The organism is Lysinibacillus sp. JK80, assembly GCF_027557635.1.
In the GTDB taxonomy this organism is placed as follows: domain Bacteria; phylum Bacillota; class Bacilli; order Bacillales_A; family Planococcaceae; genus Lysinibacillus; species Lysinibacillus capsici.
The window spans coordinates 3,612,846-3,637,473 of the sequence record NZ_CP058997.1; the positions used below are offsets into that span (position 1 = coordinate 3,612,846).

General features: G+C 37.6%; 23 protein-coding genes and 1 pseudogene. 6 read left to right on the forward strand and 18 right to left on the reverse strand.

What is annotated here, in order from left to right; all coding sequences use genetic code 11:
- Positions 1 to 26: 26 nt before the first annotated feature.
- Positions 27 to 2,411: a 3-hydroxyacyl-CoA dehydrogenase/enoyl-CoA hydratase family protein gene (locus HXV90_RS18185; protein WP_036078644.1), complete on the reverse strand. Its 2,385-nt coding sequence runs from the start codon at positions 2,409 to 2,411 to the stop codon at positions 27 to 29.
- 380 nt (positions 2,412 to 2,791) lie between these two features.
- Here HXV90_RS18185 and HXV90_RS18190 point away from each other — a divergent pair, with 380 nt between their 5' ends.
- Both HXV90_RS18190 and HXV90_RS18195 read left to right on the forward strand, forming a co-directional pair.
- On the forward strand, positions 2,792 to 3,109 hold the full coding sequence (locus HXV90_RS18190) for a thioredoxin family protein (protein ID WP_036078646.1): 318 nt from the start codon (positions 2,792 to 2,794) through the stop codon (positions 3,107 to 3,109).
- 58 nt (positions 3,110 to 3,167) lie between these two features.
- A complete protein-coding gene (locus tag HXV90_RS18195) occupies positions 3,168 to 3,671 on the forward strand; it encodes a C39 family peptidase (RefSeq protein ID WP_258860853.1) in 504 nt (167 codons plus the stop codon).
- 16 nt (positions 3,672 to 3,687) lie between these two features.
- Here the strand turns inward: HXV90_RS18195 and spoIIP are convergent, their stop codons facing one another.
- The 11 genes from spoIIP to HXV90_RS18250 all read right to left on the reverse strand — a co-directional run bounded on the left by spoIIP (position 3,688) and on the right by HXV90_RS18250 (position 15,015).
- On the reverse strand, positions 3,688 to 4,569 hold the full coding sequence (spoIIP, locus tag HXV90_RS18200) for a stage II sporulation protein P (protein ID WP_269897713.1): 882 nt from the start codon (positions 4,567 to 4,569) through the stop codon (positions 3,688 to 3,690).
- Complete coding sequence (locus tag HXV90_RS18205; protein ID WP_269897714.1) at positions 4,559 to 5,098, reverse strand: RNA polymerase sigma factor; 540 nt, start codon at positions 5,096 to 5,098, stop codon at positions 4,559 to 4,561. The genes spoIIP and HXV90_RS18205 overlap by 11 nt, the downstream gene beginning before the upstream one ends.
- A gap of 112 nt (positions 5,099 to 5,210) precedes the next feature.
- Positions 5,211 to 6,098: a 5'-3' exonuclease gene (locus tag HXV90_RS18210; RefSeq protein WP_016992340.1), complete on the reverse strand. Its 888-nt coding sequence runs from the start codon at positions 6,096 to 6,098 to the stop codon at positions 5,211 to 5,213.
- 115 nt (positions 6,099 to 6,213) lie between these two features.
- Positions 6,214 to 7,200: an agmatinase family protein gene (locus HXV90_RS18215; RefSeq protein ID WP_269897715.1), complete on the reverse strand. Its 987-nt coding sequence runs from the start codon at positions 7,198 to 7,200 to the stop codon at positions 6,214 to 6,216.
- Positions 7,201 to 7,578: 378 nt separating this feature from the next.
- Complete coding sequence (locus HXV90_RS18220) at positions 7,579 to 8,571, reverse strand: polysaccharide deacetylase family protein (RefSeq protein ID WP_036078656.1); 993 nt, start codon at positions 8,569 to 8,571, stop codon at positions 7,579 to 7,581.
- A gap of 4 nt (positions 8,572 to 8,575) precedes the next feature.
- Positions 8,576 to 9,322: a hypothetical protein gene (locus tag HXV90_RS18225; protein ID WP_231595696.1), complete on the reverse strand. Its 747-nt coding sequence runs from the start codon at positions 9,320 to 9,322 to the stop codon at positions 8,576 to 8,578.
- The gene (locus tag HXV90_RS18230; protein WP_269897716.1) at positions 9,303 to 10,976 is read right to left on the reverse strand and encodes a GNAT family N-acetyltransferase; all 1,674 of its coding nucleotides are present in this window, start codon (positions 10,974 to 10,976) and stop codon (positions 9,303 to 9,305) included. Before HXV90_RS18230 ends, HXV90_RS18225 begins: the two co-directional genes overlap by 20 nt.
- Position 10,977: 1 nt before the next feature.
- A complete protein-coding gene (locus HXV90_RS18235) occupies positions 10,978 to 12,108 on the reverse strand; it encodes a glycosyltransferase family 4 protein (protein WP_199768277.1) in 1,131 nt (376 codons plus the stop codon).
- Positions 12,109 to 12,118: 10 nt separating this feature from the next.
- Positions 12,119 to 12,754 (reverse strand): sugar transferase, encoded by a 636-nt coding sequence (locus HXV90_RS18240; protein ID WP_048394351.1) that lies wholly within the window; start codon positions 12,752 to 12,754, stop codon positions 12,119 to 12,121.
- Between the two features lie 141 nt (positions 12,755 to 12,895).
- Positions 12,896 to 13,345, reverse strand: a complete 450-nt coding sequence (locus tag HXV90_RS18245) for an SACOL1771 family peroxiredoxin (RefSeq protein ID WP_054549471.1) — start codon at positions 13,343 to 13,345, stop codon at positions 12,896 to 12,898.
- A gap of 68 nt (positions 13,346 to 13,413) precedes the next feature.
- Complete coding sequence (locus HXV90_RS18250) at positions 13,414 to 15,015, reverse strand: Na/Pi cotransporter family protein (RefSeq protein ID WP_257962037.1); 1,602 nt, start codon at positions 15,013 to 15,015, stop codon at positions 13,414 to 13,416.
- A 224-nt stretch (positions 15,016 to 15,239) separates the two neighbouring features.
- Between HXV90_RS18250 and HXV90_RS18255 the strand changes: the two genes are divergently transcribed.
- Positions 15,240 to 15,857 carry a 3-ketosteroid-delta-1-dehydrogenase gene (locus tag HXV90_RS18255; RefSeq protein ID WP_269897717.1) on the forward strand — a complete coding sequence of 206 codons (618 nt, stop codon included), beginning with the start codon at positions 15,240 to 15,242 and terminating at the stop codon, positions 15,855 to 15,857.
- A gap of 38 nt (positions 15,858 to 15,895) precedes the next feature.
- Here HXV90_RS18255 and HXV90_RS18260 read toward each other — a convergent pair whose 3' ends face one another.
- The 3 genes and pseudogenes from HXV90_RS18260 to HXV90_RS18270 all read right to left on the reverse strand — a co-directional run.
- Complete coding sequence (locus HXV90_RS18260; RefSeq protein ID WP_269897718.1) at positions 15,896 to 17,509, reverse strand: GNAT family N-acetyltransferase; 1,614 nt, start codon at positions 17,507 to 17,509, stop codon at positions 15,896 to 15,898.
- A gap of 133 nt (positions 17,510 to 17,642) precedes the next feature.
- Positions 17,643 to 19,331, reverse strand: coding sequence for an FAD-dependent oxidoreductase (locus tag HXV90_RS18265; RefSeq protein ID WP_269897719.1), 1,689 nt, complete (start codon positions 19,329 to 19,331; stop codon positions 17,643 to 17,645).
- Between the two features lie 232 nt (positions 19,332 to 19,563).
- A pseudogene (locus HXV90_RS18270) lies at positions 19,564 to 19,781 on the reverse strand (glutathione-dependent formaldehyde dehydrogenase); the annotation flags it as partial.
- 208 nt (positions 19,782 to 19,989) lie between these two features.
- Here HXV90_RS18270 and HXV90_RS18275 point away from each other — a divergent pair.
- Positions 19,990 to 20,676, forward strand: coding sequence for a ZIP family metal transporter (locus HXV90_RS18275; protein ID WP_231595704.1), 687 nt, complete (start codon positions 19,990 to 19,992; stop codon positions 20,674 to 20,676).
- A 40-nt stretch (positions 20,677 to 20,716) separates the two neighbouring features.
- On the opposite strand, the gene HXV90_RS18280 is transcribed toward HXV90_RS18275, so the two are convergent.
- Positions 20,717 to 21,688, reverse strand: a complete 972-nt coding sequence (locus HXV90_RS18280; RefSeq protein WP_269897720.1) for an S-layer homology domain-containing protein — start codon at positions 21,686 to 21,688, stop codon at positions 20,717 to 20,719.
- A gap of 513 nt (positions 21,689 to 22,201) precedes the next feature.
- Between HXV90_RS18280 and HXV90_RS18285 the strand changes: the two genes are divergently transcribed.
- Entirely contained in the window at positions 22,202 to 23,101 is a 900-nt protein-coding gene (locus HXV90_RS18285; protein ID WP_004228188.1) for a 3-hydroxyacyl-CoA dehydrogenase, read from the forward strand.
- A gap of 51 nt (positions 23,102 to 23,152) precedes the next feature.
- Here the strand turns inward: HXV90_RS18285 and HXV90_RS18290 are convergent, their stop codons facing one another.
- Positions 23,153 to 23,344: a hypothetical protein gene (locus tag HXV90_RS18290; protein WP_269897721.1), complete on the reverse strand. Its 192-nt coding sequence runs from the start codon at positions 23,342 to 23,344 to the stop codon at positions 23,153 to 23,155.
- Positions 23,345 to 23,347: 3 nt separating this feature from the next.
- Entirely contained in the window at positions 23,348 to 23,896 is a 549-nt protein-coding gene (locus HXV90_RS18295) for a sigma-70 family RNA polymerase sigma factor (protein WP_048394336.1), read from the reverse strand.
- A gap of 173 nt (positions 23,897 to 24,069) precedes the next feature.
- Between HXV90_RS18295 and HXV90_RS18300 the strand changes: the two genes are divergently transcribed.
- Positions 24,070 to 24,225 carry a YvrJ family protein gene (locus tag HXV90_RS18300; RefSeq protein ID WP_082148167.1) on the forward strand — a complete coding sequence of 52 codons (156 nt, stop codon included), beginning with the start codon at positions 24,070 to 24,072 and terminating at the stop codon, positions 24,223 to 24,225.
- Positions 24,226 to 24,628: the final 403 nt, after the last annotated feature.

The following is a 24,628-nucleotide window of genomic DNA, read 5'->3' on the forward strand; positions in this document are numbered from 1 at the left end:
GTGCAAGATTGGTTTATTTCGTCAATTTAGTTACGAAGTGGTTTACCTTTTAACAGCATGTGTTGCATTCTCTGCTGTGATAGCGGATCAGCAACAAGGCTAAGGAATGCCTCACGCTCTAAGTTCAATAAATATTGCTCATCGACTAATGTGCCGTACGGAACCTTTCCACCTGCAATAACATAAGCTAATTTTTTAGCAATTTTTAAATCATGTTCGCTAATAAAGCCTGACTCAAACATCCCTTGCGCACCGATGAGTAATGTACCATAGCCTGATGCACCGACCACTGGTACTTTCGTTGGTACAGGTGGTTGATAGCCCGCTTCGTAAAGCGCTAATGCCGCCTGCTTCGCATCATACAATTGATGATCTGGATTAACTGAAATACCATCCGCAAAGTTTAGGAAATTATTTTCACGTGCTTCCTCACCAGATGTTGAAACCTTCGCCATCGCAATTGTTTCAAATACTTTATTAGCAATATGTTGATAATCTACCTCTACACCGTTTGGTAAGCCCTTTAGGAATTTTTGATAGAGCGCTTTATTTCCGCCACCACCTGGGATTAACCCAACCCCTACTTCCACCAAGCCCATATATGTTTCCATTGTTGCTTGAATATGTGCAGCTGGTAAGCAAACCTCTGCTCCTCCACCTAATGTCATAGCAAATGGTGCTGCTACAACAGGCTTACGTGAATATTTAATTTTCTGCATGGCATCTTGGAATGCCTTAATGACGAAATCTAGCTCAAATATATTATCATCCTGTGCTTCTACTAAAATCATTCCTAGATTTGCGCCAACACAGAAGTTTTTCCCCTGATTGCCGATGACTAAGCCCTTATAGTTAGCCTCTACTTCATCTACTGCAAAGTTAATCATCTGGATAATATCCAAACCGATCGCATTGGATTGCGAATGGAACTCAAGTAATGCAATTCCATCACCTAAGTCTATTAAACTGGCACCTGTGTTTGATTTAATCACACCATGCTTTTTCTTATAGCGTTTTAAATTAATCTCTTTTTCATTCACTGGCACTTTCACATATTGTGAACCATCATAGTATGCTAAATCACCGTCTAATTCTGTATAGAATGTCTCAAACCCATTTGCTAACATCTCTTTGACAAATGCAGGTACCTCTCGGCCTTCAGCCTCCATTTTCGCCACAGAATCTTTTACGCCTATAGCATCCCAAATTTCAAATGGCCCTTGTTGCCAGCCGAAGCCCCATTTCATCGCGTTATCAATGGCTACGATATCATCGGCAATCTCACCATGTAGCTGTGCAGAATAAAGTAGCGTTGGTGCAAAAATACCCCATAATAGCTCACCTGTACGATCCTTCGCATAGGTTAACGCCTTCACTTTATTGGCTAATCCACGAGTTTGTTTTGCCATTTCAATAGAAGGTGTTTTTAATTTTTTGGCTGGACTATACGTTAAGGTTGCTGGATCAATCTCATGTATCTCTTTTCCTTGTTTTAAGAAGAAACCTTGACCCGATTTTGCTCCTAGCCAACCGTTCGTGACCATTTTTTGTAAAAATTCAGGTACTGCAAATACTTGCTGCTCGTCACCTGTTGTTTGATCGTAAACATTTTTCGCTACATGAATGAATGTATCTAAACCAACTACATCTAGCGTACGGAAAGTTGCAGACTTTGGACGGCCAATAAGCGGCCCTGTTACAGAGTCTACCTCACCAACAGAGTAACCACCTTTTAACATTTCCTGTAAAGTGACTAGTAAACCATATGTTCCAATGCGGTTGGCAATAAAGTTTGGTGTATCTTTTGCAAGTACAACTCCTTTACCAAGCACATCTTCCCCAAACGTTTTCATGAAGCTAACTACTTCAGGTGCAGTTGTATTGGCAGGAATCACTTCTAATAATTTTAAATAGCGAGGTGGGTTGAAAAAGTGTGTGCCAAGAAAATGTTTTTGGAAATCATCTGAACGCCCCTCTGCCATCGCATTAATGCTAATACCTGATGTATTTGAACTAATGATTGTTCCTGGTGTACGAACAGCATCAATTTTTTCGTAAAGACTTTGTTTAATTGATAAATTTTCTACAACAACTTCAATAATCCAATCTACGTCTTTTAGTTTCCCTAGATCGTCTTCAAAGTTGCCAACCGTTAGTAGTGATAAATTTTTCTTAGAAGTAAGTGGTGCTGGCTTTTGCTTTAATAACTTTTGCAAAGCTCCGTTTACAATACGATTTCTTACAGCTGGATGCTCTAAAGAAAGACCCTTTGCCTCTTCCTCTTGCGTCAGTTCCTTTGGTGCAATATCCAATAGTAATGTTGGTATACCGATATTTGCTAAATGTGCTGCAATTCCAGAGCCCATCACCCCAGAACCTAGAACAGCTGCTTTTTTAATGTTGTAAGTCACAAGCAATTCCCCCTTATTCTCCCATTGAATGAATAGCCATTCATTTTTTGGCCAAAAAAATATCAAGTGTACCTTAGTAAATTTTTTGTCCTTTTGTTGAATGAGATTCCCTCCACTCAACCAAGCACGACTAAGGTTTATCTTCGTTCCAAAACGACACTTCTCAATGAATGAAGATAAAACTACTTTTCTGTTTTTAGTGTAGATTATTTTGTCTAATTTAGCAATCTTTTTTCAAGAATTATTTTTGCAGTATACATCTTTTTTTGTTTTTAACGAGCTAAAAGAGGACAAGAAGTAGCGATCGAAACGGCCAAACAGAAAACTTTCAGATTGCAAGAAAAATGTGTAGAATGGAAAGCAAGGAGAGTGAATACTTAATGAAAACTATTACTACTGCAGAACAATTTAACGAATTAATCGCTGGCGATCAAAAAGTTTTAGTGAAATTTTATGCTGGCTGGTGCCCTGATTGCACACGTATGAATATGTTTATCGATCCAATCATTGAAGAGTACAACCAATATGACTGGTATGAGCTAAACCGTGACGAACTTCCAGAAATCGCTGATAAGTACGATGTTATGGGAATTCCAAGTCTATTGATTTTCCAAAATGGTGAAAAGCTTGCACACTTACATAGTGCAAATGCAAAAACACCTCAGCAAGTAACAGAATTTTTATCTGCTCAACAATAATGGCGAGAGAGCTGCATTTCTTCTTGAAATGCAGCTCTTTTTGAAAGGAGATTCCATTATGCGTCAACAATTAATACTACTTGGAAAATCACAATACGATGAATCGATTGCGCCAAGCTATCGCAATTCTGCCTGTGGACCTACTACGATTCATGTCATCTTAAATTTTTTAAACGAGTCAACTCCTTCCATTAATGAGCTATATAAACTGCTTGGTGGTACAAAAATTGGCTTATTCAAATGGAGACTGATTCACAATCTTCGTCAACTGCTTCCAACCTGGGATATTCGAACTTGTTCATTAAAGGAAGCTCTACAGGAAATTGACGCAGGCCGACCAGTTGCTATGCGTTTTGATCGCTATTTTAGCCTTCAGTGGCGAGATAAAAAATCAACCTTTGCTTATCATTGGGTACCGCTTATTGGCTATGAGATAAAAAATGATGAACTATGGCTAATATTCCATGATAATGGTGGTCCACAACGTGATAGCCAAATTCGACAGGCTCTCTATAAAGATAACGAAAAGGTATTATCCTTTGTTAAATTAGCACCTTACTAGGGCAAACTACAGACTATTAATTGCTCTTTTTTAAGGTGTCTTTAATTACCTCTGCAAAAATATCAGCAGTTCGATAGGTTTCTTCCAGATTATTTTCTGACCCTCCAATATTTAGTAACAATGAATTTCCATGCAGGTCTTGATTATAGGTATTGGCTGGTCTCTCTCCTTTTTCTATAACTCCTCTCGATAGCCCAGGGTATCGTTGCTCCAATTGTTCATGAAGCTGTACAGCAAATTGTTTATTCTGCTCATAATTAATACTGATTTTCGAAACAATAAATTGGATCTTTGCGTATGATTTACCATTTATTTCGATCGTTGAATCACTTCTACTACTGGAATCTCGGTGAATGTCAAACACCATCTGAATACTGTCATTGTCTTCTAACGCTTTTTTTAAATAGTAACCAGAAAATAAATAGGCTTCTGTGTATTGCTTATTATATTTTTCTAAGACGCCAAAGATATCTGAATGATCATGAATGGCATTAATTTGCATATCATTTAATGCTTTACTTAACCTTTTCCCAACAAGCGTAACATTTTTCGTTTCACTCACTGCCGTCATCTTTTCCTTTTGTACGTCAAGTTCGGGAAAATAAGATTCCCGATTATGCGTGTGATAAATGTAAACTAGAGGCTTTGCTAACGTTTGTGCAGATTGTCCAAATGTATGGTTGACCCCATCTCTTTCAAGAATTAGCAAACAAAAAACGAAAATAGATACGAAAACGCCGCTTGAAATAATCGTCGTAAATCTTATAAATTTCCTTTTTTTCTCTAAGTCCCTCGCCTTCATTCGAAGCATCTTTTCCGTTGTGCTTTTAAACTCTTTTGATGGATGCTGAGGGTACAATTCTTTTAGCTCATCCATTAATTCCTGCTCATTTTGCATTTGGCAAAGCCCCCTCTACATCTATATTTAGTTTGTTTTTCAGAATCTTCAAAGCTCGATGGTAATCCACTTTAACTTTCGCCATACTGCATTGTAAAACGGCTGCAGTTTCACTTACTGAAAATTCATTAATACCTCTGAGAATGACAACAGCTCGAAAATTGGGCTTTAATTTTGCAATAGCCTCATGGATTAATCTTTTCGTTTCTGCTATTTCAAATTCTTCATCTGGTTTCTTATCGCTTGATGCTAACTGTTTAAAAAATCCCTCTTTAAATAAGGTCGTAAATCTCTTTTTTCGATAATGATCGATTGCTACATGTTTTGCTATTGATAATATCCAAGTATTTAAAGGATAGTTACTATTAAATTTTGGTAAACTTTTCAAAACTCGAATAAATACTTCTTGTGTTAAATCCTCTGCATCATTTTGATTACCCATAAAATAAATCAAAAACCGATATACATCCAAATAATACAAATTGTAAATTTCTACTATTTTTGATTCTAAATTAGACGAATCAAACAAGCTCTCCCCTCCTCCATGTATTGTCACTTATAATTCGTTTGAAAGTGAAAAAAGGTTACAAAAAATTTCAATAAAAAAAGCAGAGCATATGACTATACTCTGCGATGATCAACTAAATAAGGGTATACAAAGATCGGGCGTGCTTGGCAATTAGTGTGTAGCCACGCTCTTCTATTGCTTTAAAAATATGTGGTTCATACGTCGGTACCACAAGACTCGTAAAATCCGCATCAATTGGTACATTGGTTTGAATTGTTGCAAGCTCATGTGATAGCTGCAACATTTCTAAATTATCCTGGATTTTTGTTCTTTGGCCTGGCTTCAATTCACCAAGTGATGCCAGTATTTTGTCTATCGAGCCATATGTTTGAATAAGCGTTAACGCTTGTTTAGGGCCAATCCCTTTCACACCTGGATAGCCATCACTTGAATCACCCATAAAGGCTTTCACCTGTGCAAACTGTGAAGGTTCAATACAATATTCTTCTTTAAAGCGAGCGTGTGTATAAATATCGTATTCTGTATAGCCCTTTTTCATAAACGCAATTTCTGTAGATGGTCTTAAAAGCTGAAGTAAATCCTTATCACCACTAATGACCGTAATGTCTGCCTCGTCCTGCCATTTTGTAATCATGGAGCCAATTAAATCATCCGCTTCCATACCCTTCACGCCGAAATTTTGCCAGCCCATTTGCTGCGATAAATTTTTCGCCATATCAAATTGTGGTAGCATCTCCTCTGGTGGTGCTGGGCGATTCGCTTTATAGCCATCAAATAAATCATTGCGGAATGTATGTGCCCCCATATCCCAGCAAACCGCCATATGTGTTGGCTTCATAATAGTTTGTGCTGTTAGAACATGGCGCACAAATCCTTGGGCTCCATTCGTTGGTGTTCCATCTGCCAAGCGAATAAAATGCCCCATGGCAGCCGAAGCGAAAAAAGAACGGAATAACAGTGCCATACCGTCGACAATCAATAATTTTGGTTTTGTTGTCATAATAAATTTCCTCTCTATTACAATACAAAGTTTGTATTTATTTATTGTTTTCTACTTAAACATTATAGCAAACTTTCAAAAATCAGCATTGTTAATACTCGGAAATACGCTTGCTCTACAACATAACCTTCCCTTTTTTCGAAATACGATTGCGATGATCTAGCTGAATGCCTGTTAACCATTGCAAAAATGCCGTCACACCGATTTTAACAGTTTCTGGACGCAGTATGCCTTCTTTAGGATCAGCATAAACAAAGTCAATATGACGAACACCCTCATTTTCTCCAATAAGCTTGAGGATATCAAACAACTCATAAGCAGTTAAACCACCTGGCGAGGCTGCAGGAACATCACAGGCAAATACAATATCAAGTGCATCTAAATCCACTGACACATAAATACGATCTACTTCATACATAAGCTGACGTAGCATTTCACGTATTGTGAGCTGAATACCATCACGTCGCATTTGCTTTAACGTAATCATATGGATGCCTTGTTCTTTAGCATAATGTATCATTTCAGGTGAATTGAAAAATCCATGCAAACCGACATTATAGACATGTCTCCCCTCAACAACCCCTGTTGCAATTAACTGATGAATTGGAGAATCTTGCGCTAAACCAATTTCCTCTTGGTTTCTTGCATCTAAATGCGTATCAATCTGAATAATGCCAATCCGATCCTGTGGGAAGGCATTTTTTATACCTTTTATGGAGTGCGCGGTAATTGTATGATCTCCCCCAATTAAACAAGTGAAGCTTCTTTGAAAGGCTATACTTAAATTTTCTGCAGCAGCCTCAATGGCAGATTCCGAAAGCATTCTATCCTTTTCTAGAATCGCCACATCCCCGATATCCACAACTGAAAGGGCACGCAAATTCACCTGCTCATCTAGATTATACGATTGAAAACCTGGCCAAGCCTTACGAAACGCTGTTGGGTACTGTGCTTTTGATGACGCACCATTGGCATACGATAAAAGAGCACCATATACAACAATATCTACCTCATTTGGATTCGGATTTGCTTGCTGCTTTATCCACTGATGCATAGCTGATCCATTTTCCTGCTTCCATTGGCATTCTGATTGTATAAACATATTCATCTACCACCTTCTTCTCTATTCCACTCAAGTTAAATTGACCTACACTAATTGTTGCTCTCCTATAAATGTCCTAACATATTTTCTCTATAGTAATAGTACCATTCGTACAATGATTTTCGTCAAAGATTTTCTTTTTTCCTTTTATAGTTGAAAATATTCTTTTAATCAAACAAAAAAAGCAAACTTGAAATCAGTTTGCTCAGAAATTGCATGTATTTAAGTTAGGGTTATGCCAATTCTCTGCTTTGTGAGCGGGTTTCAACCTGCTTTTATCAAATACTCTTCAAATAGCCACCCTTATTTTTGCCAATACTTAGGTCAACTCTTCGTCGAGAAATCCCTCTTATCAAGCAGAGTCCCCCTCCATTTCGACTACTTTTGCTGTTTCGAATGGCTTTCGCAAAGTTCTGCTACCTCATACATGGAATAGCTTTGGAAATCATATTGGCTACGCAGCTCTTGATGATAACTTAATAGCTCTTCTAGCATCGCCAAATTCTTATCAGTATGCTTGCCAAAATTATGAGGGTGCCACCATAAATGATAAAAGGCTTGTGCCTGTGCAGCCTTGAGCATGCCTTCCTTTATTCGCTTTACTTTTAAATTTTCGAATATCCGCAATGGACTACAGTATGGCCTTAAAAAAGCACTTGATCGAATATTAATCAGTTGCTCCTCTTGCATTTCTTCCAAGGTGGCTATATGATGGCCAGTTATATTCCAATAGCTATCTATCCACTTCTTAGCACCTAAAAGTCTTCCCTTTTTCGTAAACTTTTGTGCGTCATATAGTACATGATTTTCGGTGCCTCTATAGCAAACATATCCCGCTTCTAAACAAGCTGTAAAATAGTCTTTGTTTATTTGATTACGAGGAAACACAATGGACTTCATAGGCGCAGTATAGCCGTCACTGATTGTTTTCGTTGCATGTAAATCCGCACAAAAGGCAGCTTTCGTTTGGCCCTTCTCCAAGCAATAAAAATGAGAAAAGGTATGACTTCCTATTTCCTGATGTGGTGTACGTTTAATTTCCTCAATTAATGATTTACCAAAATGCAGGAGATCCTCTTGTTCATTGTCGCCTACTTTTGCTAGCTGTGTATGTGCTGCAAAGCGCATATTTTCATATTTCACAGGGATACCTCGCAAATAATGAGCCATTTCTGCCTTTGATTCAGCAAACAATAATCCAACTGTAGCCCAAGTTGCATGGATGTCATATTGCTCAAATAACGCTAGTATCCTGGGCAAGGCTTTACGGACACCATATAGGTTTTTATTGTATTGGCCATAACGAAATACGTCATGGACACCCCAATTCAGCTCAAAATCTAATGAAATAACGAGACCCCCACCATTCATGTTGCTACTTCCTCCATTTTTGCACACCTAGTAAAAGTGCACGTATTTTTGATTGGATAATGTAGCCTGAGTAAACATGAACAACCTGGCCACCAAAGCTTAATTTAAAGGCTCGTACATTTCGATTGTCCGTTAATTCTCCCATATCATATAAGACAAAACCTTGCTCCTTTAGGTGTAGCAGGTTATGCCAAATTAAAAACCGATTTGCATAACGGAAAGGACGTTTTAATTGTGCAGGCAATGCGGTTGCATGACATGTTGCCTCGAAATAAGACATCGCTTTTTTCTCATGCACAATATCTAATCGATAACATAATGTCTGTCCACAAAAACTCTGGATCTCCGATAATAATAAGGCACCCTGTTCATTGAGGAGCAGAATGGTTTCCATTTGCGACTTGCCGATTGCTTCAATTTTTTTTCTTTTGGCAAATTGATTGTAAAATTGCTGAAAGGCTTTCAAATTTTCTATGGATGGCTCTTTATACAAAATGACTTGATAGGATTCTTTTTGGGCACGTCGTAAGATTTTACGATTACCTTCAGACAGTGCTAAATATAATGAAAGCTCATGTTCTTGCAAATAAATGTGAATCGTTTCGCTTTTTACAAGCTTCCGACTTGGTACTAATGAATGCGTATAGCCTACAACTTTCATAGACTTTCGAAAATTGGCTGGCTTTTCGAGAAAATAAAAATGCTGCATTGCGATATTCCATCGCTTACTTTTAATGGACAGAATGTACATCGCCCCCACTCTCTGTATATTTTTCTACACGGTGTCGCTCAAAACGAGCAAGTTTATAATGTTTCATTCGAGAAATAGGTTTATAGCCTAGTTGAACTAAGCGCTTGCGCTTGCGCCATTGCCAAAAACTTACCGATACCCACAATGTTTGTGCTGGTTTTATTTTCCGTAAAAAAGCTGTAATAATGTCGATTTGTTTGAAAACATCATAGGCTAAAAAATAGGTTTGCTTCGGTAAGGCTTCTACAATTTGCATTGAATCCACTCGCCAGTTTGTGGCATGTAATGCAAACGCCAGCTTATTCGTTTCCGCAAAGGAGTCTTTATAAATCGTATAGCCCTTATAAAGGAGGGCCATGACTTCTTCCTGATCAAGTTGCATCGCTTCCTGAATCGACATTTCTTCAAATAAGTTTCCGACAGGTTGCTGTGGTGATACGTCATCTGATGGGGATAATTCATACAGCTCCACTTGTTTCAAACGAATAAATTTTTCTACGAATTGTTGTCCATATTCTAGCCAATCTTTTACCTTTCCATACTTTACTAAATATCGTAAATGGCCCAGTGTGTTACGCTTCCAATCTACGACTCGTTGGTTCCCTTTCATAAATTCTTTGAGCCTTTGCTTTAACGATAAAAAACCTGCCAGTAGATTTGTACGTTTCGTACCGCTGCTAGCAAGCATCTGTCTTGTAAAATCAATGTCTGAGCGCCAATCAAATTTATAAGACTCATAGCCTATGCTCATATCATATAAGCGATAGTTAGCAGTAAACGTTCGCTGGATGGCTTCCTGAGTGACTATCCGACCAGCACCAAATAAATTAAAAGTTGGCTCATGTGCAAGGGCATATGTTACATAGCGGCCACGACAGTATAATCCATAGGTAAAAGCAATCCACTGGTTTTCAAAGACAAGTGCATCGACCTCTACCTGTAACGCCTCACCTTTAAGCATCGTTAAACGCTCAAAAAAATCTCTTTTCTTGCCTTTTGTAAAGCCACTTGTATCTAGTTTTTTTGCCCAACGTCGATCAAATAACCGAAACATTTGCCAAAGCTCATCCTGTGAAGCCTCACGTCTTTCTAAGGAGCCTAAATTTCTTAGTTTTCGTTCTCGTCGATCAACGCCATGCATTTTTCGACGTTGATTGAAATGGCGATGAAAATCAATTTCCGAAAAAGCAAGATAGGGTGTCACAACTCGGAACAGGCTTGTACGTAATTGTCTTTCTACAAAGTATTGCTCTAAGATCTTAGTAGACACCTTGCTTTCTAATAACCCATGCAAGGAAAAAAGAATATGCCGATGCTTTTTAATGAGCTCATCAAAAACAAAGGTTGTAACTTGCTGTAACCATTCCTTTTTAGCCACAACCCCTGTATAATTGGCGATGTTTTCTCCCGCAAAAGCATACACCCTTACCCCCCAACGAATAGACACTGTAAAAGGAAAAAAGGCCCTAATTGTCCCCTCATGTTCAATGGCGTAAAGCTCTACACGCACTTTCCGTCCTACAATTTGCCACCAATTATAAAACCAAGCAAATTCTATAAATGGATTATCATTGTTCTCTTCTTCTAAAATGGCATCCCAAATTTCCTTGTACCACATAAGCTCATCATCAGTTCTAATGCGAATTAATTGCAATTTAATCCCCTTTCTTCACTAGTTCTGAAACAGCCTGTTGATAAACCATTAATGTTTTTTGATACATGGGGATGAAGGTGAAGTACTGTAAATAACGCTGCTCACTTGCCGTCCCCATTTCCCCTCTTAAAGGAGCATCCATTAATAATTGATGCAGCCTCTTCTTCAATAATTCATTATTCTCTCGCTCCACTAAAAACCCATTGTCACGATCAATAATAAGCTCTTTCACACCCCCTACATTTGTTGCAATAATAGGAAGTCCTACACGCATCGCTTCAATAATCGAAATCGGCAAGCCTTCCCAATCTGATAACAGAACAAATAGGTGGCCTTTCTCAAGATAAGAATGAACGTCTAATTGATTACCTAAAAATGTTACACGATTGGATAATCGATTTTGTTCAACGAAATGTTCTAGAGCTGGACGCAGAGAACCATCTCCAATCAATTGAAGGTGCCAAGGGATATCTGTCAGTTCCGCTAAAGTCTTTAACAGGACATCTTGTCTTTTAGGCACTTCAAAACGAGCAACCATGACAATGACTGGCTGCTCCATGCATATCTTTTCAGTTGTCTTATTTCTCTCGATAGGGTCAATGCCGTTGTGAATAGTCAGCAATTTATGAGCAGGAGCGACCTTTTTCATTAGTGCTAGTTCCCGATCATATTCAGACACTGTAATAATTTTTGTCGTAAATGGCTGAATTGATCTTTCCATCCGTTGATAGAATAGCTTTTTCTTGTAAGGAACACCTTCTGTAAAGCTCCAGCTATGTGCCGTAAAAATAGTTGGAATTTGTAACAACCTACCAACTATGCGACCAATCACACCAGCCTTAGAGGAGTGGGTGGCTATAACATCTGGTTGTAGATGTTTGAAAACGGCTCTTAATTGCCAAAATGCTTGAAAATCTTTCGCTAGATGAATAGCCCGTTGAAGAGCAGATATACTGATAACAGGGATTTTATGCTCTTGTAAGTGCCACAGTGATGGTTGGTAGGAGCCCGTCACTACTGTGACATCATGCCCATCCTGTTTTAAGTGGATAGCAAGTGCCTCCACATGTTTTTGCGCACCTCCAACTTTATCCATTCGTGTAATAAGCTGAACGATCTTCAGTATGGCCACTCCTTATTTTTTAATAAGCACCTGTGCGTGCAACAACAACATAAATTGTCTTCAACAAAATTTGGACATCCAACCAAAAGGAATAATGATCAACGTATTCAATGTCATATGATATTTTTTGTCCATGTGAAATATTCGACCTACCATTAATTTGAGCGAGGCCTGTTAATCCTGGCTTTACCTCCAAACGCCGAGCCTGTAAGGAATTATATGCATTTGTGATCGTTGGTACTTCAGGACGTGGACCTACAATGCTCATATCACCTTTTAACACATTTAAAAGTTGTGGAATTTCATCAATACTGAGTTTTCGAAGAATAGCGCCCACTTTTGTGATGCGTGTATCTTGCTCTGTTTTAAAATAATAATCATCAGGGATACCATCAGCACAAATAGTCGGCATATTGACTGGAACTGCCTGAATACACATTGTTCGTAGCTTCCAAATCACAAAGCGGTGATGATCGAGGCCAGTTCGGATTTGTTTAAAAAAAATGGGGCGACCTGTCGTTATGAGTAAAATGAGGAATATAGCTAGCATTAGAGGAATTGTTATAAAAAGCAAAAATAATGCCCCAATAATATCGAATATTCTTTTGCCGTACTGACCATAGAATGTGAGATTCTGAGCTGTCTGAACGTGCAATACATCATCCTTTGCATTTTTTTAGCACTTAACTCTATATATTCATTTTGAACATTTCTAGAACTATTTTAGAAAAAGTGCTTATTTTATGAAAAAAAGAGTTATATCAGCGTTACTTGCTGAATAACTCTTGCTGTCTTATTATATGCTTGCTTCAAAAATTTGAACATCACATTCAATTACAACATTACCTTTTAATGCTTTACTGATCATACATGTTTGTTCAGCCTTGTGTGCTAAGCGTAGAAGTCTTTTTTCAAGATGTTCTGTTAGCTCTTGCACAATAATAGTCGGTTTATGGACAATTTTTTCATACGTAAAAATGCCATTTTCTACACTAACAAATCCATGGGCCTGCATGGATAATTCCAGTACATCTATTTCTGACCTTTCGAATAAAGCAGCTAGTGTAATTAAATAACAGGTTGCAGCTGCCCCTAAAAGCATTTCATCTGGATTTGTACCAATGCCAGGTCCATTCATTTCCCGAGGAATAGAAATTTGTGTTTGCAAATTACTAGCTTGGATATTTCCTGTACCGTTTCTTCCTTCTGACCAAGTTAAGTCCATTGTAAATTTATGCTGAACCATTCTAGATCCTCCTTTATTTGTAAAGCGAAGAAAAATGCCCGCTTACAAACGTAAGACGAGCATTCCATTTATTCAACTGTTACTGTATTTTTTTCTGTGTCAATATGACGACCTTTCTTAGTCACGGTTTGGTACTCTGCAAGACGAGCGGTCGTACGCCAATAGTGATAGACAAGTCGATCAATCCACAGCAAAGTCTCCACTTTCGATACAGCTGTCTCTAACTCTACCACATTTTCAACAGTGTGCTCAAAGTATGCGTTTCGTTTATCACGACGCACCGTAGCCATTTCAGAGGAAGTAACCTCAAGCAAGGTAGCAATCTCAGGTAGACGTTCATCCTCATCAATGATTAGTAGTACTTTTTCCAATACCTCTAACCACTTTTGGGTTAATGTCTCCTGTAATTGAAAGGCATTTGGATGTTGCTCACGTAATGCCTTTGACAAACGATATAAGTGGTCTAAAGCATGTAAAAGGGCAATATGCTTATACCTTTCTTTTTGAGAGGAAGATTGGATAGCATCCATAAATAAACGTGTTTTTTCGATTGCCTCATCTATTTGAGCCAATCTACTGTCTGTTTCAGCTGTGCGTTTTTTTCCTTGAATAAGGGAAACGAGTACTGTCGTCATTTCCTTAGTAATATCTTGCAATGTATTAAAGGATACCTCTACAGCAACTCCAGGTAGTTTGGCAACACTACTATCTAAATTACGAGTTAAATAATTTCCTTTTTCAGGTATCATTTTTTCAATGGCCTTTGCAAAAGGACGAACAAATGGCACAAAGAGTATCGCGCCAATCACACTAAATAATGTATGAAAAACAGCAATGCCGAGTGTTTCATCAAAGCTACCATTGATGGATTTCGTGACAAACTCTGTAAGAGCAAACATAAACCTTGCACCCAATGTCACTAGTATAGCAGTGACTACATTGAACATTACATGTGTCACAGCTGTTCGTTTTGCAGCTGTTGATGCACCAATCGCAGCAAATAACGCTGTAGCTGTCGTCCCGATATTTTGACCAATGACTAAATAAGCAGCCTGTTCAAAATCAATAGCACCTGCATATAAAGCTGTTAAAGTGGCTGCTATTGCAGCACTAGAAGCCTGCATAATAACCGTCATGATAAGACCCAAAACAATTAAAATTAGCTTGCCACTAATAGAATTTGCACTAAATGCATCGAATGGAATTTTATCTTGTACCGCAGCCATTCCTCCCTGAAGAACATCAATACCTAAAAATAATAAGCCAAAACCAGTCACTAGCCCTCCAATTGCTTTGTAATCACGTGGTGCGAGCAATTGGACAAATACACCAAGTGCAATAAAAGGTAGTGACATTGTCTGCATATTGATCTTAAAGCCGATTAATGAAATAATCCAACCAGTACTCGTACTCCCGATATTGGCGCCAATAATAACGCCAATCGATTGGACAAATGTAAGAAGTCCAGCACTGACAAAACCTATCGTAATCAAGGTCGTGGCCGTAGAGGATTGTACAAGCATTGTCATAAATGTACCAGATAGTACCGAGCTAATGGTCCCACCTGTAAAACGATTGAGCCATTTTTTCAAGGCATCTCCTGCCAATTCCTTTAAACCGTTTGTTAGCATCGTCATTCCAAGTAAAAATAAACCTATGCCCCCAAGCACATTGATCAACCTATCAACACTCCCTACTAAAATTGTATCTCTATTAAGAAAGCTCCTTTTTAAAGGAGTTTTATTCCCCAAACATTCTTAATAGTACCATTATTAATTTTGAGAAAATAGGGATATTTCCCTGCATTGTACAAAATCATCCATTATTTTACGAAAAACAATGTGATAATTTTTATGGTAGAATAGAATAAATAATTCTTTAGGAGATTTTCAAAATGATTTTAACAAAGCAAGAAGCAATACAAGCACTTAAAAAGAACAAATTCATCGGTTTTACTATTACAACGGGTAATATTATTATGAAAAAGATTAATAAAACCGAGTATAATATTTTTGTTTTCGAAGAAGGAAGAGAAAAACCATTACGCTATGTAGGCTCTATCATGAACGTGATGGCGACAATGAGCGATAAAGCTTCAAAAAAAGATTTTGTGATTGTTGAACAACTACCAGCAGGAAACAGCGCTAAAGAAACTCAATCTTCTGAACAAGAAGCAACGACAGAGGAAAAAGTAGCACCAAATGAAGAAAAGCCTTTAGTTGAAGGACAAGAAGAAAGCCGTGCGATTGCTGGCTATGAAGGCTTATATGAAATGACGGCAAGTGGTCGAATTATTACAGTAAGAGAAAACCGCCCATTGGCTCGCTGTAATGATGAATATGGCTTCCATATTGCGCAATTAACAAAGGACGGCAAAGCATCTAGCCATAATGTCTTTGAACTTTGGAAACAGACATTCCCAGAGCTGGAGCACACTCTTTTCAAAGGTGCCTTAAAAGCCAAGTATGGTACAGGCTGTAAGCTAATTGATAAACCTGGTATTCATTTTTAATGAAACACCCTCAGCAAATATGCTGAGGGTGTTGTTATTTACATATCGTATATTTTTTGCCACTTGAAAATCTTTATTATATTAATTTTAGCTACTTTATGGAAGCCTGCCTGCATGAGCTTTCTTCGTCTGGTTCTCTTATACCAAGGGACTATTGTACAGGCTGCTCTCCCTTCCCGCTGCACATCTGCAACGATCTCCTCTAGTCGCAAGCTATCATATTCTTTTATAAACGACATATTGTCTGACAGCTCATAGGAATAGTTAACCGTTTCTTCGGCTACCGTTTGATCGTGTCGCTTATAGATGACATGATCGCTATCTGCAAAGAGTCGATAGCCCTTATAGAAATCTGTAACATTTTTCTCTCGATCCTTCGTTGTCATGATGTCTTTCATTGATAATTCTTGAAATCTCACATTTCCGTTACTCTGTTGTTGCTTTGCAATATAAACATCTAAAATATGAATGGCTAGCATTCGTTGGAACATTTTTGTAAAAGCTCTTAGCCAATCTTTCGTGCTTGCATGCTTCAGAAAATAACGCAGTTCTCCTAATCGGTCTCGCTTCAATTTTACTAGCTGATGATTATTCGTTAATAGCCCTTTTAGGCGATTACGTATGACCATACATAATCGAATACTACGCTCTTTAACTCCCTTTGTACTCATCACAAATTTCCTAGTAAAATCAATATGTGTATACCATTCAAACTTATATGGCTCATAGCCACTTCCTAAGTCATAATAACGATAGCCAGCTTGATGTGCTTTTAGCATATTCTCTTTTTCAATGAGGCGTCCTGGACCAAATAGATTAAAATCTGGCTCATGGCCCATTGCCTGACAAAAATTGCGCTCTCTACAGCATAGGTCAATTGTAAAAGCAATCCACTGTCCTTCAAATTGTAAGCTATCGACTTCTACGCGAAGCTCCTTACTGTTGGTTTTAGCTAGCTGCTCATAAAATAGACGAGTTTGCTTCTCGGTAAAGCCACTTTTATCAATTTTCTTTTGCCATCTTCTCTTGAATAACGTAAACATGTCTTGTAGATGATTGTGATTCACTTCCTGAAAGACGACATGACCAAGAGACTTTAATTTATTTTCACGCCGTTTAAGGCTTTTGAATTTCTTACGATGCTTCTTTAGAAATGTTTCCATAGGAATGGTGTGGAAATCAATATAAGATGTGACAGTTCGAAAAATCGAATGAGGCATCTGATATTCAATCGCATATTTTTCTAATTCTTGAGAGGTATTTTTACTTTCTAATAATCCATGTAACACGATTAAATAACGCTTATATTTTCGTGAAAACTCCTTCAAAAGAAACGTAATGGAAGGTTCTAACCACTCCTTATCAGCAATCACTTCCATATAGGTCGCAAAACCTTGTCCTAAAAAGCTGAAATAATGGATTGTACCAAATCGTACAGAATGCACTAACGGAAAAAAGGCCACTGCTATACCTTGATGCTCCACTATGTAAATTTTGACATTGTCATGAATCCCGAGCGTTGTCCACCAAGTTGAAATCCATTCATACTCAATAAAAGGGTTATTATTATACTCTTTTTCAAGAATCTCTGACCAAATGCTCCGATAGGGCTCTAACTCTTCGATAGTCGTTATGAGTTTATAAGCTAGCAATGAACTAAATCGCTCCTTTTCATGTGATCATCGCCATACATTTAGTAGCCACTATATTCCTAGCAAGAAAGTATTAGAACATTACACCAACGTAAAAACCCCTCCTTATTAAAAAGGAAGGGCTTCGTTTCATTTACACGTTTACAAGTGATACCTCATCTTTTGTCACTGCATTGGCCATATGTGCTGTCGCCACAAAGCTTAGTGTCATACCAGGCCCAATGGTTGCGCCTGGGCCAGGATACGTTTCCCCCATGATAGACGCTGAACAATTGCCAGAAGCATACAACCCCTCAATGGGCTCGCCATTCTCCTTTATTACACGAGCATATTCGTCTACTACGAGGCCACCTTTTGTGCCGATGTCTCCAGGATATAGACGCAATGCATAGAATGGTGCTTTCTTGATTTCTGCTAAATTTGGATTTGGTAGTGTCGGGTCCCCGTAGTAATTATCGTAGGCACTACCTCCTCGATAAAAATCATCATCATGTCCGTTCCGGGCAAAGTCATTAAAACGATTCACCGTTGCTACTAGGTTCTCCGCTGGCACTTCCATTTGTTTGGCAAGCTCTTCAATTGTTTCCGCACTTTTTGCAACTCCATGCTCAAACCAACTTTTCGGGAATGCCTGTCCTGGGAACAATCCTGTAAAAATATAACGGCTTTTAGCTGAAGCATCAATTAATATCCAGGAAGGAACTGCCTGCTGTGTGACCTCTTGATGCTTATACATCGTATCCACGAATTCATGATATGGAGCCGCTTCATTGACAAAACGTTGCCCTGCACTATCCACTACAATCATATTGGGCACGCCACGATCTGCCACAAGGAAGAATGGATGTCCTTGTGGATCAATAACAGAAGGCGCTCCCCATACTTTATCCATTAAATCCAACGTTGCACCAATTTTTACGCCAGGTTCAAGGATGTCACCTGTTTGACCTTCTGGAGAAGAAGTCCATGCAGCATTCGTAGGACTTGGTAAATACTTTTCACGAAGTGTCTGATTATGTGAGAAGCCACCTGATGACAGAACAACACCTTTCTTTGCCTCAATTTTAAGCTCTTGTCCATCTCGTTCCACAATAATTCCAATTACTCTTCCTTTGCCCATAATGAAATCTTTAAAGGCCGTTGATAGCCAAAGCTCACCATTTGCTTCTGCAAGGGAGAGGCGTAAACGTGCAATTAAAGCTTCTCCTAAGGCTACTGGATCGCTCTTAGTCACCTTTGACTTGACTAAACGCGCCCCTAATTTCAATGCAGTAGTTTTACCTTTTAGCGTCCGGGTAATCATATTCACTTTATGAAACTCGTAGCTATTCATCGTGAAGCCTTTTGTTGATAGAGTTGCACGACGCATAGAATTTGCTAAGGAGCCCATTTTTGTTAAATCGAAAATAAGTGGTTCAATGGAGCGTCCCTGTGACAACCCACCTGGTTTTTCTGGATAATAATCCGAGTAGCCTTTTGCATATTGGAAGCGCATATGCTTTGTTTTATTGTATAAAAAGCGTAACATTTCAGGCCCTCTCGTAATATAAGTTTCCTTTAGCTCTTCTGGCACACGATCACCGATTGTTGAATCTAGATATTGGCGTGCAAGTTCATGTGTATCTGGGACACCTGCACCTTTAATGATATGATTATTAGGAATCCATAAAGCACCACCTGAAATAGCAGAAGCACCACCATAGCGATCTGTTTTTTCTATCACTAATGATTTCATTCCTTGTAACTTTGCTGTTAAACCTGCTGTCAATCCCGCTGCACCAGAGCCTACTACTACTACATCATAACTAGCATCCCATTTCATTCAACCATTCCTCCCTATATGAGCTAAATCGATGAATCTGTCCTTTCTATTAAAAAGTATAGAATTAAACCAATATTCAGTCAATTTAAACCATTCCCTATTTTTCCACAAAAAAAGGAGCATACTCACTCGATTTAAGGGTTTAGAATCAACTTTATACAGTTATCTTCCCGTCCACAAAATATTTCATAGGCTACTTGCTTCTTCTAATGGCAATTGATATGTAATGGTACGATACATTAAAAGGCAAGAGGACACGGTCACCCTTTTTCACTTTTGTCACATGCTCTTACCTATTACATAATTCTTATGTGACAGAATAGCGCCTTGGTAAATATGCAAATCAGTTCCACGAAGAGCAGTAGAAGTGATTTTCACAATAATATCGTCCTTCTTTTAACAGTTGGACCCTCTAATATCTTTATTTCCATGATAGGTTATAGCCTTCACGACAACACTCCCTTTGCATAGTATCATCACAACAAGCATATATTTTCGACTCTATTCTTTCCTTCGCTAACCTGCAGTATGCACATCTTTATCATGATCGTTTTTATGCAGGCAATTCAATGTCAAGCATATTCATTTCTACTTAGCATATAGTTTGAAAAAGGCATTAAGTTGATGATAGGGCGGAGGAATTTTACAGGTGAGTGCAATGATACTTGGCGGTTTTCTATTTTTCAGTGTGAGCATTGGGGGCGCGATTGCCTGGATTTTCTCTAAGCTATTTCAGCATACGACACAGGGGTTATCATTATTGTGCGGAGGTTTTTTAGTAGGCTTGCTTGTGCTAGATATCATCCCTTCTTCCTTTCAAATCTATCAATCATTTGGGATTATATTAGGTATTTTTATTGGTTATTTCATCTTCCAACTACTAGATACCTTATTTCATGCTTCTCATGCACAGAATCCCTCTGTCTCTCTATTAACACTAGCTATGATTATCCATACAATACCTATTAGTCTCACTGTTGGAAATTTACTTGGAAATGCTGCATTAAGTATTTCTCTCACAGCCTCCATTATTCTTCATCATGTTCCAGAGGGATTTGCATTATCTACTGCACTCATCTCTCAAGGTGAAAGGCTTTGGAGACTTTTCATTTATTTCTTCATCTTCTCTATTTTCTTTAGTATTTTCATCTGGTTTGGTCAGTATTGGGCTTTACCAGACAAAGCACAAGGGATCTTAATGGGCATTTCGATAGGATTGATTGCTACAGCTAGTATTTCTGAATTCATTTTGCATCAGCTACAGAAAGTCTCATTTAAAGCATTTTTTATGTATCTCTTTCTAGGTTATTTCCTAAGCTATATTTTCCATATACTTGTTGAATAACAAAGGGATGTCTCCGCGCATGAGACATCCCTTTCCTTTTTTATTCTTCTTCACTAACTAGCATTAAAGTAAGCGTTAAAATTTTAGAAACCTCTGCCCGAGTAAGATTACCTTTTGGGTTAAACTTACCATTCGTACCATTTAAAATACCTAGATGTTGCAATAGACCGATAGCCTCTACTGTTTCTTGACGCATTTGATTTTTATCTGTGAATGAATTGTTTTTGCTCACTTGCGCAACATTCACTTCCATACCTTCTAAATACCTAGCAGTAATATAGGCCATTTCCTCTCGTGTAACGGGCTTTTTCGGCTCAAATTTTTCACCATTGAAAATATCGATTAATCCATACTCCTCAAGAATCGCTACCTCCTTAGCACCCCAGAAACCACTAAGATCAGTATAAGAAGCAGGACCCTCATAATCTTCATTCACATTTAAGCCAGATGCACGGAAAATAATAGCCGCCAGTTCTCCACGCGTCACTTGTCCATTTGGATTAAACATAGTAGCCGTTGTCCCATTAATGATATTTGTTTGATATAGTAACTGAATATAGCTTTCAGCCCAATGACCAATAGCATCCTTGAAATATCCACCTGCTTTTAACTCAACGTCGGCACGAGCAAATACCTGTACCATATCATTTAAATCCTCTGTACTAACTGCTTCCCATTTGCCAGCTGTATATACCTCACTCTTATAGCCATTACTAGTTTGTGTAATTTTTATTTGAATCGCAGGCCCAAATAACTTCTTTAGTTCTTCATAGTTTTCCTTAAACTCTTTTTCTCCCTCAGGATAGAGGTTTGTACCATCTTTGTACGATTGAAGAATCGCCTCTAATGAAATTTTCACTGTAATACTATTTTTTGTTGTAACAATCGACACTTCGTTATTTTCAAAGCCTATTTTAGATAACAAAAGCATTTTATAAATATCTTGATAGGGCATGGCTTGTAACTGACTAGTGGCTGCAACATTCTGCTTTGAATGGATTATATTTGCCACATTTACTACATCCTGGGCATACACCTGTCCACCAACCCCTGTAAAACATGCAATCACCAGCTAACATTATTTTCTTCACTGTTTTTCCCCCTTCAATTCATAGATTCAGTGTACTAAAACAACAGTTTATAAATCTATAAAAATATGGGAATTAAACAATAATTATATAAAAGACCCATTTTTAACACATTATAATTTTCCTATTTTACGTTTGAGTTTGAAACTAGTTTAACAGAAAGACAAATTACTTAATGCTATCTACAACAATTACATATGTAATTAGATATATCTCTCAAATGAGGGCAGCTTAAAGGCTGTTCTTTGTTATATTTCTTTAACAGCGAGTACATACTTGGAAAGAAACTTCTTTCAATATACTTTATATTTATATAATGTTAGAGGCTTTCATTTGATTTTTATTCAACGGTAGAAGTAGTATGGAATTGTAACGAAGGATTGATCTACATATCCACACTATTATATTGATGTAACAATTTCAAAGGAGGAATTTCGATGAATTATCAAAACATTACGGTTGCAGGTAGTGGTGTATTAGGAAGCCAAATTGCTTATCAATCTGCTTTCAAAGGCTTTAATGTAACAGTGTATGACATTAACGATGAGGCGTTAAAAAATGCACAGGATCGTATTACAAAATTAAAACCATTTTATCAACAAGATTTAGGTGCTACACAAGAAGAAGTGGATGCAGCCTATGCACGTCTTACTTTTAATAGTGACTTGGCGCAAGCCGTTGCCAATGCTGATCTTGTTATAGAAGCAATCCCTGAAGTTGTGAGCATCAAAACAGAATTTTACACGAATCTTGGAAAAGTAGCACCAGCAAAAACAATTTTTGCAACAAACTCGTCTACTTTACTACCAAGCCAATTTGCTGAAGCAACTGGCCGTCCTGAAAAATTTTTAGCTCTTCACTTTGCTAATACAATTTGGAAAAACAATACTGCGGAAATTATGAAACACCCTGGTACAGATATGAAAGTATTTGATGAAGTGATTGAATTTGCACGCGCCATTGGCATGGTACCACTACCATTGCATAAAGAGCAACCTGGCTATATTTTAAACTCATTACTAGTTCCGTTTTTAGATGCAGCTGAATCTTTACTTGTAAAAGAAGTGGCCGATCCAGAAACAATTGATAAAACATGGATGATTGGTACAGGCGCTCCACTTGGACCATTTGCTATTCTAGACATCGTTGGCATTAACACTGCCTATAACATTGTGGAAGCGAAAGCAACTGCCACTGGTGATGAAAACATGAAAAAATTAGCTAACCTCTTAAAAACAGAGTACATCGAAAAAGGGAAATTGGGCCGCGCAACAGGTGAAGGCTTCTACACATATCCAAATCCAAGCTTTGCAAAACCAGATTTCTTAAAGGGTTAATGATTAAAAAGAGCAATTGTCCTTCTTAAAAGGGCATTGCTCTTTTTTTTATCATACAAAAAAATTCCAAAAACTAGGTGTGTTTTCAAATTCTTTCTTTGTCAGCTTTTCAATAATTTTCAGCTTAATCTCCTGCTCCAAGTCTTCTCTATCCTGGTAACTTGTTTGATGAAGACACTGCTTAATTTTTGGCGTAAAATTTTCAATAATTATTAGCATCTCCTCATTCATATTGTTCTGCATTGACTAAATCTCCTCCTTTCTAATAATATGATGAAGCTTCTTTAAAGCCTTTCGATGCAGGTTGGATATATTCTGTGGTGTTGTTTGTAATGTTTCAGCGATTACTTTTATAGAATAGTCTTTGACATAAATCATTTCTAAAATTTGCAGTTGCTTGTCTGTTAATTTTTGCAAGCCTTTAAAGAGCTGTTCATTTTCAATTTTTTCTAATAATCCTTCTTCTTCGCTCTCTTCGTCTCTTATACCGTCGTCCATTAGACCACTATCTGCGACTAATAAAAAGCGATTTTGCAATCTTCTCTTTTTTTTATCGAAATCCAAGCTAAAGAAATAAATTAAATTGCTGATATATTTTATTTTCTGTACCCTTTGATAATGAGCTTGAAATGTTTCATCAACCATTTTCAAATTACAATCATTGGGATATAAGATTGCATGTTGTACCAAATAAAGATTTTGGGCATCTGCCAAAAAACTCCTGATAATTGGGTTTTTAACCTGTTCTCTATTTCTGTAAAAAAACTCTTCTATTATTTTGTACTCATTACACATTCGCATCACTCCTATATATTCGCCTTCTTGTTCATTAAAGTGAATATTATATATCTATTATAAACCAAAAACAGAACAAATGTTCCCTAATTTATTCATTCATATTGATTTTATTAATCGTACGTTCACTTTTCATAACTGTAAGCATCACAATAATGAGGGAGGAAGATGTTATGATACCAATTGAAACTATACAAATGTGGGTTCACCTAATAGGTAATTCAGGTTTCCCTATTGCCATTACCATCTATCTCTTTATGCGTTTTGAGAAGAAAATAGAAAATTTGGAAGCGATCATCTTGAAATTGTTAGATAAAAGGGAAAATTAATAAGCCTATAAAAAAATATACGGCAGCATCCTTTAAAAAGGATGCTGCCGTGTGACTTAAAGATGCTTCTGCATACCATATATGTAAGAACAAATATGTAGATGGGGGGATTTTATGGAGCTTATATTGACCATTTTTCTCATGCTAGATATTCCCTACAATTACTTTCACCATTCATTCCCCATTATGATTGAATACTTGGGGAATCTTGGATTTTGGCTGGCACTCCCATTATCGGTCCTTACTATCTTGCTAAGTCTATGGTTACTTATAAAAAAAGTGGGCATTGTTAGCTCTTTACTTATTCTTTTTATTACGGGGATTCTTTTATTCCTTGCTTTAATTTCATTGTTCCATTGTTACTCATCCTAATAAATTGAAGCCTTTGAAGATGGAATACTTC

Excerpts from the sequence above, each read along its gene's own strand:
- HXV90_RS18215 (WP_269897715.1), bottom strand. The coding sequence starts at position 7,200 with ATGTTTATACAATCAGAATGCCAATGGAAGCAGGAAAATGGATCAGCT.
- HXV90_RS18265 (WP_269897719.1), bottom strand. The coding sequence starts at position 19,331 with ATGAAATGGGATGCTAGTTATGATGTAGTAGTAGTAGGCTCTGGTGCA.
- HXV90_RS18285 (WP_004228188.1), top strand. The coding sequence starts at position 22,202 with ATGAATTATCAAAACATTACGGTTGCAGGTAGTGGTGTATTAGGAAGC.
- HXV90_RS18275 (WP_231595704.1), top strand. The coding sequence starts at position 19,990 with ATGATACTTGGCGGTTTTCTATTTTTCAGTGTGAGCATTGGGGGCGCG.
- HXV90_RS18220 (WP_036078656.1), bottom strand. The coding sequence starts at position 8,571 with ATGAATGGTGGGGGTCTCGTTATTTCATTAGATTTTGAGCTGAATTGG.
- HXV90_RS18210 (WP_016992340.1), bottom strand. The coding sequence starts at position 6,098 with ATGACAACAAAACCAAAATTATTGATTGTCGACGGTATGGCACTGTTA.
- HXV90_RS18300 (WP_082148167.1), top strand. The coding sequence starts at position 24,070 with ATGATACCAATTGAAACTATACAAATGTGGGTTCACCTAATAGGTAAT.
- HXV90_RS18255 (WP_269897717.1), top strand. The coding sequence starts at position 15,240 with ATGATTTTAACAAAGCAAGAAGCAATACAAGCACTTAAAAAGAACAAA.
- spoIIP (WP_269897713.1), bottom strand. The coding sequence starts at position 4,569 with ATGCAAAATGAGCAGGAATTAATGGATGAGCTAAAAGAATTGTACCCT.
- HXV90_RS18195 (WP_258860853.1), top strand. The coding sequence starts at position 3,168 with ATGCGTCAACAATTAATACTACTTGGAAAATCACAATACGATGAATCG.
- HXV90_RS18225 (WP_231595696.1), bottom strand. The coding sequence starts at position 9,322 with ATGTACATTCTGTCCATTAAAAGTAAGCGATGGAATATCGCAATGCAG.
- HXV90_RS18295 (WP_048394336.1), bottom strand. The coding sequence starts at position 23,896 with ATGTGTAATGAGTACAAAATAATAGAAGAGTTTTTTTACAGAAATAGA.
- HXV90_RS18245 (WP_054549471.1), bottom strand. The coding sequence starts at position 13,345 with ATGGTTCAGCATAAATTTACAATGGACTTAACTTGGTCAGAAGGAAGA.
- HXV90_RS18290 (WP_269897721.1), bottom strand. The coding sequence starts at position 23,344 with ATGCAGAACAATATGAATGAGGAGATGCTAATAATTATTGAAAATTTT.
- HXV90_RS18190 (WP_036078646.1), top strand. The coding sequence starts at position 2,792 with ATGAAAACTATTACTACTGCAGAACAATTTAACGAATTAATCGCTGGC.